This window comes from Chromohalobacter sp. 296-RDG (genome assembly GCF_029889885.1).
Classification (GTDB): domain Bacteria; phylum Pseudomonadota; class Gammaproteobacteria; order Pseudomonadales; family Halomonadaceae; genus Chromohalobacter.
In genome coordinates this window covers 1-12,774 of record NZ_JARANY010000005.1, presented here as the reverse complement: position 1 = coordinate 12,774, position 12,774 = coordinate 1, and the positions used below count along the sequence as shown (strand labels likewise).

Sequence of the window (12,774 nt, the reverse complement as noted above, 5' to 3'; positions counted from 1 at the left end):
CTGTCTCCATGTCGAATGTCTATGTCGATCAGTAGCAATAGCTAACCCATCTCCCAGGAGTGTTTCGTGGTCGATTTTACGCCCTCACCCTTATTCTCCACCGAACGCCTGTCTCGATTGCATAGGGCTTTGGACGATATCAACAACGATGTCGTTCATCTCACCGCGCTTCCGGACACTGGCCTGGCGCATGACCATGTCTGGATCTCTCGCGAGACGTGTCCCGATTGGGTAGCAAGACTTCCCAAGCAGAGCCAGATGCAGCTCGACCCGGAAACCAATCTAGACTATCAGGCGGCCTGTTTTCGACGCGCCGCGCAGAGCGGCCATACGCCAGATCTCCACGGTATCCTGCCGATCAGCGCCGACTTCCCCAGGGGCGGCTTGCTGGTCAGTGCGATAGAGGGGCGGTCGGCGCAATTGCCGGATGATTTGCCGGCGATCGGCGAGGCGCTGGCACATCTTCATGAGATCACTGTGCCTCCGGTCGATGAGCGTCTCCCCTTGGCCAGCCCGTGCTCTCCCTGGACGGCCATGCGCGACGAAGTACTGGAGCAGGCTGGCTATCTCGACAACGCGCCGGTTTCCGATTCAGCAAGACGTCGTATCGACACGGAGCTTTCCCTATTCGACGATGATCATGAACTCGCCAAGCGTGTCGATTCCCAACGCTGCCTAATCAGTTTCGATGCACATCCAGGTAACTTCCTGATCACCTCCGAAGGAAAAGCGGTACTGGTCGACCTGGAGAAGTGCCGTTACGGCCACCCCGGGCTGGATCTTGCCCATGCCTCGCTTTATACCTCCACGACATGGGATCCAGCGAGTCACGCCGTCCTGGATACCGCCACCGTGGTGGACTTTTATCGCCACTGGTGGGCATCCCGGTATACCACCGATGACGTGATGGATGTCGAGGCCTTGGTGGCCACGCGTCGAGCCATGTGGCTATGGTCGACGACCTGGTGCGCCAAGTGGCTGTCACTTCACCACCAGGAACGGGATTCACTGGCACAAGGCGAGGACTGGTCCGCTGCATTGAGCGAGGATCGATTGATTGCCCATGTAGAAGATCGGGCTCGACACTATCTTTCTGCATCCGTCATCGAGCGGGTCGGTGACGACAACCATCGGCTCGCCCACGAGCTGGCACTGACGTAAAAGCTGGCGTAAAAACGATTGCCGGCTCGTGGATGCCCTTGCGATGGCGTGTCATGAACACTCATTCGCAAGAGCACAATGCAAGGAACATCACCGCGTGGCGACCAAGGCACGGGAACGCAAAGGGAAGGGAGCGCACATCGCATGCGAGATATTCGACGCTGGCTGATAGCCGCCATGTTGTTGCCGCCGACGGTGGGTCACGCCTACGAGCTGTCCGACTGGGAATCTGTGACCGAGGCCGCCCGGGGGCAAACCGTGTACTGGAATGCCTGGGGCGGCGACTCACGCACCAATGCCTATGTCGACTGGGTGGCCGACCGGGTCGAACAGCGTTATGGCATCGATCTCGAGCATGTCAAAGTGGGCGATACGGCCGAGGCCGTGACCCGCGTGGTGGCGGAGAAGGCGGCCGGCAATGAGGATCAGGGTGCGGTCGATCTCATCTGGCTCAACGGCGAGAATTTCGCTGCAATGAAAGGCAATGAGTTGCTCTATGGTCCCTGGGCCGAGCAACTGCCCAATTTCTCGCTGACCGCACCCGAGCAGAACCCCGAGGTGCGCGAGGATTTCACGCTGCCGGTCAATGGCTATGAAGCGCCCTGGGGGCGAGCGCAGATCACCTTCTACTATGACAGCGCGCGCCTCGAGAAGCCGCCGCGCAACATGCCCGCACTGCTCGACTGGGCCAAGACGCATCCAGGTCGCTTTACCTATCCCCAACCCCCGGCTTTTCTGGGTACGACTTTTCTCAAGCAGGCGCTGCTGGCCTTGACCGAACAACCCGAGGCCCTCTACGCCCCGGTCGATCGAGCCGATTTCGAGGCCGTCACTGCGCCGTTGTGGGACTACCTGGATCGCTTGCATCCTCATCTATGGCATGAGGGCGATAACTTTCCCTCCGGCGGCCCCCAAATGCGCCAACTCATGGGCGACGGCGCATTGAGCCTGGCGTTTACCTTCACGCCCTCGGTACCGGCCGCCGCCGTGCTCGACTATCAACTGCCGCCGACCACGCGCAGCTATATTTTCGACAACGGTACTCTGGGCAACGTGCATTTCGTCGCCATTCCCTACAATGCCCAGCACAAGGCCGGCGCGTTGACGGTCGCCAATTTCCTGCTGTCGCCCAAGGCGCAGGCCCGCAAGCAGGACCTCTCGATGTGGGGCGATGCCACGGTGCTGGACATGTCACGCCTGAGTCCAACACAGCGCGAGTCGTTCACGACCGAGAGTCGGGCTGCCGCGAGCCTGCCACCGCAGTCGCTGGGCGAGACGTTGCGCGAACCCCACCCGTCCTGGATTGAACCGCTCGAGCAGGCCTGGCGACAGCGTTACGGCGCCCAATGAGTCGAGCCACGAGTTATCGGTCTATCGTCGGCGTCTTGCCCTGGCTGACCATCGCGTTGCTCAGCCTGCCCGTGGCTAGCGGAGTGCTCGGTGCCATGGCGCCCGCTTTCGGTTACTTGCCGGTCCTGGGCGGCGATAGCCTGACATTGGCGCCCTGGCGACAGCTTCTCGAGATGCCGGGCCTTGCTGACATGACGCGACTCAGCGTCGTCACCGGCTTGGCCAGCGCGGCAATCTCGCTGGGTGTCGTCGTTCTCTTCCTGGGAAGCTTCTTGCATACGCCGCTGTATCGGCGCGTCCAACGATGGCTATCGCCGCTGCTGGCCGTGCCCCATGCAGCGGCGGCGATCGGCTTGGCTTTCCTGCTGGCACCGTCGGGATGGGTGGCACGGGGACTCTCCCCGTGGGCAACCGGTTGGCAGTATCCAGCGGATTTTGCATTTCCCGGCGACCCCTGGGGGCTGTCGCTGATTTTGGGCCTGGTCATCAAGGAAGTGCCTTTCTTGCTGCTGATGAGTCTGGCGGCTCTAGTGCAATGCCAGGCTCGCGAGCGGCTGACGGTTGCGCGAAGCCTGGGTTATCGTCCTCTGACGGCGTTTTTCAAGGTCGTCATGCCGGGACTCTACCCCTTGCTGCGTTTGCCCATCTACGCGGTAATCGCCTTCGCTACCTCGACGGTAGATGTCGCCATGATCCTGGGACCGACGACCCCGAATACACTGGCGGTCTCGGTGGTCGGTTGGCTCAATGACCCTTCGCTATCGATGCGCTTCATGGCCTCGGCAGGGGCAATCTTGCAAATGCTGCTGACGCTGATGGCGCTGGGGATCTGGTATGCTCTGGAGCGGCTGGTGGCATCCCTGAGCCGGCACTGGTGTCAGGATGGGCGCCGCCAATGTGGCGAGCGATGGCTAGGCGGCATGGCGCTGATGGCGATACGTCTAGTGTTGGGCCTGATGCTGGCAGGGCTGGCCGGGCTGACGCTGTGGTCGGTGGCGGCTTACTGGCCGTTTCCGGAGTTTCTGCCATGGCCACCGACCGTGCAAAACTGGCAGGCGGCGGCGGACGACCTGATCGTGCCGGTCGGGCAGTCGCTGCTGGTGGCGACTGCCGCGACCCTGCTGTCACTGGTGCTGGTACTAGGCTCGCTGGAAGCGGAAACCCTGAAGCGGCGACCTCTACGGCCCTGGGCGCAAGTGATTCTGTATCTGCCGCTGCTGGTTCCCTCAGTGGCCTTCCTGTTCGGCCTGGTCATGATGCAGGCGCAAGTGGGTATTCGGCCCGGCCTGGGCGCAGTCATCGTAGGGCATGCGGTGTTCGTGCTGCCGTATGTCTTTCTCTCGCTGGCAGAAAGCTATCGTCGCCTGGACCCGCGCTGGAGCCAGCAGGCGCGTAGCCTCGGTGCCGGGCCATGGCGGGTTTTTCTGCGCGTGCGTATACCGCTGCTGTTGGCGCCAATTTTGACCGCAGCGGCGGTAGGCTTCGCGGTAAGCATCGGCCAGTATTTGCCCACCGTACTGATGGGGGCCGGGCGCGTGGTAACGGTAACCACCGAGGCGGTCAGCCTGGCCAGTGGTGGCGACCGGCGATTGACCGCCATCTTCGCCCTGGCGCAATTGCTGTTGCCAGCGCTGGGATTTCTGCTGGCGATGTTCGTGCCGCGATACCTGTTTCGACGGCGGCAGGGTTTGCTGCCACGTTCCGATTGAAGGAAGGACCAACGCCATGGCGTCATTGATTCTCGACGACATTGTCATTGAACAGGACCAACACCCCTTGCTGAGCCTGGATACCACGATCGCGCCGGGAGAAGTGGTCACCGTCATGGGTCCCTCAGGCGTCGGCAAGTCTACCTTGCTGGCCTTCATCGCAGGCTTCTTGAGCCCCGCTTTCACGCCCCGAGGGCGCGTTTTGCTCGACGAGACCCGCATCGATGCCTTGCCTGCGGAGCAGCGTCACGTCGGGCTGCTATTTCAAGACCCGCTCCTGTTCCCGCATCTCGACGTCGAGGGCAATCTCGCCTTCGGCATGGTGCGTGAAGGCACGCGACGACAACGCCGCGAGCGAATTCACGAGGCGCTGGCGTCGGTAGGACTCGATGCCTTCGCCAAGCGTGACCCCGCAACGCTCTCCGGCGGCCAAAAAGCACGGATTGCCCTATTGCGGGTACTGCTGTCCCAGCCGCGCGCCATTCTGCTCGACGAGCCATTCTCCAAATTGGATGCCGAACGTCGGGACGAGATTCGTCACTGGGTCTTCGAACGTGTGCGTCACTACCATCTACCCACGCTAATGGTGACACACGACGAGGCAGATGCCAGGGAAGCCGGCGGGCGTATCCTGAGGCTGACCGAACGAGGCACCGCCGGGTCCATCGATCAGGAGGCACGCACATGACGACATGGGCCAACGTATTACGACTGAGCTTCTCCGCGCTATCGCGAGGGATGAGCCAATGAGCGTGCATTGGTCAGAACCGCTTGCCAACGCACCGCGGCTGAGCATCATCGTGCCAGTATTGAACGAGGCATCGACGATACAGGAATGCTTGACCGCCCTGCTGCCGCTATGGAGATGTGGCGTCGAGATCGTCATCGTCGATGGCGGCAGCGAGGATGATACCGTCGCTCTGGCGCTTCCCCTGGCGGATCGGGTGCTGGCAAGTGAGCGCGATCGCGCTAGACAGATGAACCATGGCGCACGGGAAAGTCGCGGGGAACATCTAGTCTTTCTGCATGCCGATACGCGCCTCCCGAATCGCGCGGACCTAGCGATCGAAGTAGCCTTGAAAGATACCGGTGGCTGGGGTCGCTTCGATGTGGATATCGAACGAGGGTTCGCGCTGGCCGGTCTGGTCGGCTGGAGCATGAACCGACGCTCGCGCATGACCGGCATTGCCACCGGCGATCAGGCGATGTTCATGACGCGCGAGGCCTTCGAGATCGTCGGCGGCTTTCCCGACCAGCCGCTGATGGAAGACATCGCCATGAGCCGGCATCTGCACCGTCTATCCGCGCCGACTTGCCTTGCCCAGCGGGTGACGACGTCCGCGCGCCGCTGGCAGCAGAACGGCCCTTTGCGCACCATCGCCAAGATGTGGTGGTTGCGCCTGCGTTACGGGTTCGGCGCCTCGCCCGGGACCTTGGCAGGAGACTACACCGATGTCCGCTGAGTCGAATGCGGTCGCCCCCAGCACGACACTGCTGATCTTCGCCAAGGCACCGATCCCCGGCAAGGTAAAGACCCGGTTGATGCCGTCGCTCGATGCCGAGCAGGCGCGTGATGTCCATGTAGCACTGCTTGAACGCACGCTAGAGATTGCCTGCCGGGCCTTTCCTGCCACGCACGTGCAGCTATGGGCCGGGCTCGAACCGGCACACCCGACCCTAGAGGCGCTGACGGAAAGACACGGCATCATGCACCATGCTCAGCCGCCGGGCGATCTCGGCCAGCGCATGCACACCGCCCTGGCCGCTCAATCGGGTCCTGCGCTTCTGATCGGCAGCGACTGCCCGGTGCTGACGCCGATGCTGCTGGAACGCTGCGCGCAGGCGCTGGATGATCACGATCTGGTGCTACTCCCGGCCGAGGATGGCGGCTATGGCTTGATCGGGGGCCATAGGCTTCCCCAGCGGTTGTTCGCGGATATTCCTTGGGGCGGTAGTGAGGTGGCCGCGCGGACCCTCGCTCGAGCTAAAGGACTAGGACTGCGCGTGGCGTGTCTCGACACGGTCTGGGATGTCGATACGCCACACGATCTCGAGCGCTGGCGCGCTCTGGACGCGACGACATGATGGCCGGCCTCCTGATCGAGTGGTGGGCGAAACGTTTTATTGCCATGATGGACGCGGGTTACCGGCTTGGAGGTGCACCAGAGCGTTACTGTCTTCGTTCGCGCCCACATGAACGATGCCGCCAACGCCATAATGGCCGCATGAAAGCCTGCTGAAGGGGAAAAGGATTGAAACATTACCGCATGCTGATTCTGGCGGTTGTACTGGTTGCCATCGTGGCCTTCTTCGTGGGCGGCGTTGACGATTACCTGACTCTGGAATCCATTCAATCGCTACAAACACGGTTCGACCAGTGGTTCGCCGAGTCTCCTTGGTTGGTCGCGGGTGGCTTCTTTCTCATCTATGTTCTGATGGCCGCCCTCTCGTTGCCCGGCGCGGCTCTGCTCACGTTGTTGGGGGGTGCGTTATTCGGCCTGGGCTGGGGGTTATTGATCATCTCCTTTGCGAGCACCATTGGCGCTACGCTAGCGTTTCTGGTCTCCCGCACGCTCTTCCGGGAACTGATCGAGCGCCGCTTTGCGCGGCAAATCGAGACCATCAACCGGGGGATCGAGCGCGATGGCGCGTTGTATCTGTTCAGCCTGCGACTGGTGCCGATCTTCCCGTTTTTCGTCGTCAACCTGGCGATGGGCCTGACCCGGCTGCGTACCTGGGTCTTCTATATCGCCAGCCAGATCGGCATGATTCCCGGCACGCTGGTCTACGTGAACGCCGGCCAGCAGCTCGGCGAGCTACGCTCTGTCAGCGGTATCGTCTCGCCTTCTTTGCTGTTGTCTTTCGCCCTGCTCGGCGTCTTCCCGCTGATCGCACGTTGGGGCGTCGACTGGCTTCAGCGCCGCAAGCGCTATCGTGGATACGACAAACCTCGGCGCTTCGATTACGACATCCTGGTGATCGGCGGCGGCTCGGCGGGTCTGGTCACCAGCTACATCGCCAGTGCGGTGCGGTCGCGGGTCGCGCTCGTCGAGAGTGGCGCCATGGGCGGCGACTGTCTCAATACCGGCTGCGTACCCTCCAAGGCACTGATTCGCGCCGCACGGTCCGCCCAGAATATCCGCGACGCCGGGCATCTGGGCGTTCATGCCGGAGAGCCGCGCGTTGAGTTCAGTGAAGTCATGGGCCATGTGCGTCGCGTCATCGAGGAGGTGGCTCCCCACGATAGCGAGGAGCGTTATACCGGGCTAGGCGTCGAGGTCCAGCGTGGCACGGCGCGGCTGACGTCCCCCTGGGCCGTCGAAGTCGACGACAAGCAACTCACGGCGCGGCACATCGTCATCGCCACCGGCGCCGTCCCCAAGGTGCCGCCGATACCGGGTATCGAGCAGATCGACGTACTGACTTCCGAGAATCTGTGGACGCTGACCGAGCAGCCACACCGCCTGATAGTGCTGGGTGGCGGCGCCATCGGCTGCGAGCTCGGCCAGAGCTTCGCCCGTCTAGGGACACAGGTGACACTGGTCGAGGATGCCGAGCGGTTGCTGGGGCGCGAGGATGATGAGGTCGGCGACCTCGTCGCCAGTCTATTCGGCGACGAGGGCCTCGATGTCATGACAAGCACGCGGGCTATCGCGGTAAGCGTCGAGGACGGCGAACAACATCTCCTCGTCGAGAAGGCCGACGGTCGGCAAATACACCTCCCCTTCGACCGCCTGCTGGTCAGCGTCGGTCGCCAAGCCAACGTCGATGGGCTCGGACTGGAAGCGCTGGGAATCACCACCCGCGACAACGGAACCCTGGAGGTCAACGAGCAGCTACAGACCAAATTGCCCAACATCTGGGCCTGCGGCGACGTCGCCGGTCCATACCAGTTGACCCACGCCGCCGCGCACCAGGCCTGGCATGTCGCCGTCAACGCCTTGTTCGGCGAATTCAAGCGCTTCAAGGTCGACTACCACATCATGCCCACGGTGACCTATCTACAGCCCGAAGTAGCCCGGGTGGGGCTCAACGAGCGCGAGGCCAAGGCTCAGGGTATCGCTTACGAGGTCACCCGCTACGAGATGGCCGAGAGCGACCGGGCGATCGCCGAGCGCGCCACGAGCGGTTTCGTCAAGATCCTCACCGTACCCGGCAAGGATCGTATCCTGGGGGCGACCCTGGTCGGCGAGAACGCAGGCGAATGGCTGGCAGAACTGACGCTGGCCATGAAGCACAATATCGGGCTCAACAAGTTGCTGGGCACGGTGCATCCTTACCCGACGCTATCGGAAGCCACCAAGGGCACCGCCGGCGCCTGGAAAAACGCCCACAAGCCGGAGCGGGTGCTCCACTTGCTAGCGCGTTACTTCCGCTGGCGACGCGGCGGCTGAGTACCTCTCGTCGAGTTCATCCCACCAGGCGGTCAGCGAGTTCGTCGAGGTCGCTCACCGTCATATCGGGCTCATCGCCCCAGGGATCGAAGGGCGCCTCGGCGCTGCGACGCACCCAGGCCGCGTGCAAGCCGGCATATTTGGCCCCGATGATGTCGAAGGGATTGCTGGAAATCAGCCAGGTGTCCGCAGCGCTCGACTCGGTGCACTGGCGCAGATAGGAATACACAGCGGGGTCGGGCTTGAAGCGCTTGATGTCGTCGACGCTGACGATGGCGTCGAACCGCTCACGAATGCCCGCCTGGGCCAGCAACCCCGTCACCGCTTCCTGGGTGCCGTTGGAAAACGCCACGCAATGCATGCCGGCATCGCTCAAGCGTGCCACCCCCTCGGCGACATCGGAAAATGCCGGCAGACGCCCATAAAGGGATATCAGCCGATCCTTGGCCACTTCGGAGAGTTGGCTGCCCATGGCCCGGTCGGTGAACTCCAGCGCATCGCGCGTACAATCGGCAAAGCTCGAATACGCCCCCATCAGCGAGCGACGGAAGGCAAATTCCAGTTGCTTGTCCCGCCAACGCTGCGAAAAGGCCAACGCCTTTTCAGCATCGCCCAGATCCGTGTGCAATGCTTCCACTACACCGTGGGTGTCGATCAAGGTGCCATAGACATCGAAAGCCAATACACGCTTATTCATATGTCGTCCTTATCACGCTTACCTGAGTTGATGGAGAACCTCCAAGTTCTCTCAGATTGGTCGTTTTTGTGAATCACGACAAGCGGATTCAGGCCCGTAAACATGACAGCGCGGCCGCATCGACGCACAATGGAAGACAATACGCTGACAGGCGCTGTCAGCACGCATGGAACCGGTCAACGAGGCGACGAATTTCCCATGGCATTCAAGGTATACGTAGACGGTCAGGAAGGCACCACTGGGCTGCGGCTGATGGATTATCTCGAGGCACGCAATGATATCGAACTGTTGCGCATCGACAGCGACAAGCGCAAGGATACCGCCGAACGTGCGCGCCTGCTCAATACCGCCGACGTGGTCTTTCTATGCTTGCCCGATACCGCTTCTCGCGAGGCCGTGGCGTTGCTCGACAATCCCCGGACCTGCCTGATCGACGCCAGCACGGCCTTCCGCACCGATACCGAATGGACCTATGGCTTGCCCGAACTAGTACCGGGACAACGCGACGCCATCCGCACCAGCAAGCGCATCGCCAATCCGGGCTGCCATGCCAGCGCCTTCATCATGCTCACGCGGCCGCTGGTCGACGCCGGCCTGTTGCCCGCCGACACACCGCTGACAGCGCATTCGATCACCGGCTATAGCGGCGGTGGCAAGAAGCTGATCGCCGAGTACGAAGGCGAGCATGACGGTCGTCTGAGCGCGCCACGTCCCTATGCCATGGGATTGACCCACAAGCACATGCCGGAGATGCGCACGCACGGCGGGCTCGCGCGAGCACCCGTCTTCCAACCGATCGTCGGCCCCTTCCTCAAGGGCCTCTCGGTGACGATTCCCCTGCACGTCGATCAGCTTAGTCCCGGGGCCACGGCCGAAACGCTTCGCGAGGCCTACTCCAACCACTATGAAGGCGAGACCTTCGTTCGCGTCATGCCCCTCGAGGACCCGGCCAACCTGGATGACGGCTTCTTCGAGGTGCAGGGCTGCAACGACACCAATCGAGTCGACCTATTCGTGTTCGGCAACCATGAGCAGGTCTCCCTCGTCGCCCGGCTGGATAACCTCGGCAAAGGCGCGGCAGGCGCCGCCGTACAGAGCATGAACCTGCATCTCGGCGTGGACGAGGCCAGCGGCCTCTCGACATGATCGCGCTGCCTTACATCGCGTGCTTGATGCCTCGGCTGATCAATATCCAATTGGCCGGATAGGACGTAGCGAATCCGATCAGCATGGCGATCTGCATCATGAACCAGAACGTCACCGAGAAGGCGTTCATCTCGCCCATCCAGCCATGGATGGCGATCAGCATCCAGACGTACATGCCGGCCTGAAAGGCTATCAGCGAGAGCGTGTCTGCCTTGATGGCATCGATCAAGGCCTGGCGTGGGCCGCTATCGCTCATGCCGCGAATCGGCAAGTATTGAAACAATATGCCGAAGAGGTACGCCCCGATGAAGGCCAGCACGAAGTGTCCTAATACTGCCGACCCTAGCAGTGCAAACCCGGTCAGGGTCGCCAGCGGCGCGGTGACGACATCGCCTGCGGTGCAACCGCCCCCACAATGCGTGGCGGAGACGAAAACGCCCTGCCACTTGGGCTTATCACCATGATGATGATGCACATGATCGTGCTCATAGCCTTCACTATGTCCATTGCTCTCTTCATTGCCTACCGAGGCCGTGGCGCGGCCCATGCGTGCATACGCCCACCAGCCCAGCACTGGCATATAAAGCCCGGTGATCGGCCAAGTCACGTTCATGATCGCCATGGGTTGCGGGCGCTTGGCCACATCCAGCGCAATGACCAATGCCGTGGCCACGCCCAAGGCGATGAATAGCCAGGAAACGAGCGTCAACATGCGACAACTCCTTGTCCGTGTTGAAATGGAAACGCGTCTCTAGATATAGGGAATGATCGCGCCTGACTCAACCTATGTCCCGACGACAGGTTGGTGAATAGAAAGCTGCCTCACCGCTTCTCATCGTACTACCAGTACGTAAGCGTCCGGGAGCACAGCGACAAACGATACCGCCCGCGAGCCCCACGCAAGCCATGCCCAGCGCAGTAGGCATATCAGGCGTCGCATCGAACAGCCACCAGCTCCACCCCGCCGCGAAGACGAGATAGGCATAGTCGAACACACCGATCAACGCGGCAGGGGCCACTTGATAGGCCTTGGCCACCGTGCTGCTGGCCAGCACGAAGAGTACCGCCAGCCCCGCCAGCAGCCACCAGGTGTCGGCTGGGAGCGAACGCCAGGGCGCCGTCAGGAAGCTCGGTGTGGCGCCACCGGTCGGCGGCTGGTCGTACAAGAATATCCATAGACAGCCCACCGCGCCCAGGCATAGAAACCCCAGATTCAGTGCCCCGGCAAGCACCAGCGGCGCCTCGGCACGGCAATGAACACGCGTCACCACGCAGGCCAGGGCGTAGCACACCGCCGCCAGCAGCGGCAGTAACACCGTAGGCGTGAAATCCACCGTCCCCGGACGCAATATCAGCACCACGCCGACGAAGCCTAGAGCGATCCCCCACCAGCCGCCTGCGGAGAGCCGCTCGCCGGCTAACCAGGCAGCGAACAAGGCAATGAACAACGGCGAGGTGTACAACGCGACCGCCGCCATGGAAAGCGTCAACGTCGGCAGCGCGGCATAGAAGGTCAACCACATGGCCATCAGCAAGCCGGTTCTGACCAGCACCCAGCGACGTCGCAACGCCCACCCCAGGCGTACCACGCCGCGAAGCCCAAGCACCACCCCCAGAAGCGGTAACGCCAACAGCGCACGCAGCGCGTACAACTGCCAAATACCCACGTCATCGCTGATATACTTAACCAACGCGTCAGCCATCGAGAGACAGAAGACCGAGGCAACGATACAAACGATACCTGGCCATACCGAGGCTCGCGCCCCAATGATTGGCTTCATGGTGGTTCTCCCCGAACAAGAAGCCGCTCAAGGGTGCGCGCCCCAGGCATACACGACAAACGAGTTATACATCACTTTCCATGAGCTGTGATTATGGATCGCATATGAACCGACTAGGCAAAGCCCTGCCCCCGCTCGCCAGCCTGATGCCCTTCGAGGCTGCCGCGCGCCTGGAAAGCTTCTCGCGTGCCGCCGAGGAATTGCATCTCACCCAGGCCGCCGTCAGCCGACAGATTCGCGCTCTGGAGGAAAACCTCGGCGTGGCACTATTCGAGCGGCGCAATCGGGGCGTCTTTCTCACCGCCGCCGGCCGTGAATTCGGGCGCACGGTGAGCTCAGCGCTGGAGGGTGTCGCAACGCATGCCAACACATTGCGGGAGGAAGTGGATGACGGTGTGGTGGTACTGTTCTGCCAGCTCTGCGAGGCCTTCTACTGGGTCATGCCGCGCCTCGCCGCGTTCAACCGGCAACACCCGGAAATCGAGGTACGCCTGGTGACCTCGACGCGCCCGGTGGTCGAGCATCACGACTATTTC

Annotated in this window: 12 protein-coding genes; 9 read left to right on the top strand and 3 right to left on the bottom strand. The window is 62.1% G+C overall.

Translation table 11 applies throughout. From position 1 onward, the window contains the following. Positions 1-66 precede the first annotated feature (66 nt). From OP495_RS03545 to OP495_RS03515, 7 genes are all read left to right on the top strand, one after another. Entirely contained in the window at positions 67-1,161 is a 1,095-nt protein-coding gene (locus OP495_RS03545) for a phosphotransferase (RefSeq protein WP_280567268.1), read from the top strand. Positions 1,162-1,305: 144 nt separating this feature from the next. Further along, positions 1,306-2,511, top strand: coding sequence for an ABC transporter substrate-binding protein (locus tag OP495_RS03540; protein ID WP_280563280.1), 1,206 nt, complete (start codon positions 1,306-1,308; stop codon positions 2,509-2,511). Further along, the gene (locus OP495_RS03535) at positions 2,508-4,220 is read left to right on the top strand and encodes an ABC transporter permease subunit (protein ID WP_280567267.1); all 1,713 of its coding nucleotides are present in this window, start codon (positions 2,508-2,510) and stop codon (positions 4,218-4,220) included. The genes OP495_RS03540 and OP495_RS03535 overlap by 4 nt, the downstream gene beginning before the upstream one ends. Before the next feature lie 16 nt (positions 4,221-4,236). Continuing rightward, positions 4,237-4,908 carry an ATP-binding cassette domain-containing protein gene (locus tag OP495_RS03530; protein WP_280567265.1) on the top strand — a complete coding sequence of 224 codons (672 nt, stop codon included), beginning with the start codon at positions 4,237-4,239 and terminating at the stop codon, positions 4,906-4,908. Between the two features lie 58 nt (positions 4,909-4,966). After that, positions 4,967-5,683, top strand: a complete 717-nt coding sequence (locus OP495_RS03525) for a TIGR04283 family arsenosugar biosynthesis glycosyltransferase (RefSeq protein ID WP_280567263.1) — start codon at positions 4,967-4,969, stop codon at positions 5,681-5,683. Next, positions 5,673-6,305: a TIGR04282 family arsenosugar biosynthesis glycosyltransferase gene (locus OP495_RS03520; RefSeq protein ID WP_280567260.1), complete on the top strand. Its 633-nt coding sequence runs from the start codon at positions 5,673-5,675 to the stop codon at positions 6,303-6,305. Before OP495_RS03525 ends, OP495_RS03520 begins: the two co-directional genes overlap by 11 nt. Positions 6,306-6,472: 167 nt before the next feature. Continuing rightward, positions 6,473-8,614, top strand: coding sequence for a bifunctional TVP38/TMEM64 family protein/FAD-dependent oxidoreductase (locus OP495_RS03515; protein ID WP_280567259.1), 2,142 nt, complete (start codon positions 6,473-6,475; stop codon positions 8,612-8,614). A 16-nt stretch (positions 8,615-8,630) separates the two neighbouring features. On the opposite strand, the gene OP495_RS03510 is transcribed toward OP495_RS03515, so the two are convergent. Next, positions 8,631-9,311 carry a haloacid dehalogenase type II gene (locus OP495_RS03510; protein ID WP_280567257.1) on the bottom strand — a complete coding sequence of 227 codons (681 nt, stop codon included), beginning with the start codon at positions 9,309-9,311 and terminating at the stop codon, positions 8,631-8,633. A gap of 198 nt (positions 9,312-9,509) precedes the next feature. Between OP495_RS03510 and argC the strand changes: the two genes are divergently transcribed. Further along, positions 9,510-10,457, top strand: a complete 948-nt coding sequence (argC, locus tag OP495_RS03505; RefSeq protein WP_280567254.1) for an N-acetyl-gamma-glutamyl-phosphate reductase — start codon at positions 9,510-9,512, stop codon at positions 10,455-10,457. A 10-nt stretch (positions 10,458-10,467) separates the two neighbouring features. Here the strand turns inward: argC and OP495_RS03500 are convergent, their stop codons facing one another. Both OP495_RS03500 and OP495_RS03495 read right to left on the bottom strand, forming a co-directional pair. Continuing rightward, positions 10,468-11,169, bottom strand: coding sequence for a DUF4396 domain-containing protein (locus tag OP495_RS03500; RefSeq protein WP_280563290.1), 702 nt, complete (start codon positions 11,167-11,169; stop codon positions 10,468-10,470). A 67-nt stretch (positions 11,170-11,236) separates the two neighbouring features. Further along, positions 11,237-12,238: a DMT family transporter gene (locus OP495_RS03495; RefSeq protein WP_280563292.1), complete on the bottom strand. Its 1,002-nt coding sequence runs from the start codon at positions 12,236-12,238 to the stop codon at positions 11,237-11,239. Positions 12,239-12,342: 104 nt separating this feature from the next. Here OP495_RS03495 and OP495_RS03490 point away from each other — a divergent pair. Further along, on the top strand, positions 12,343-12,774 hold a 432-nt coding region (locus OP495_RS03490), incomplete at its 3' end, for a LysR family transcriptional regulator (RefSeq protein WP_280567251.1).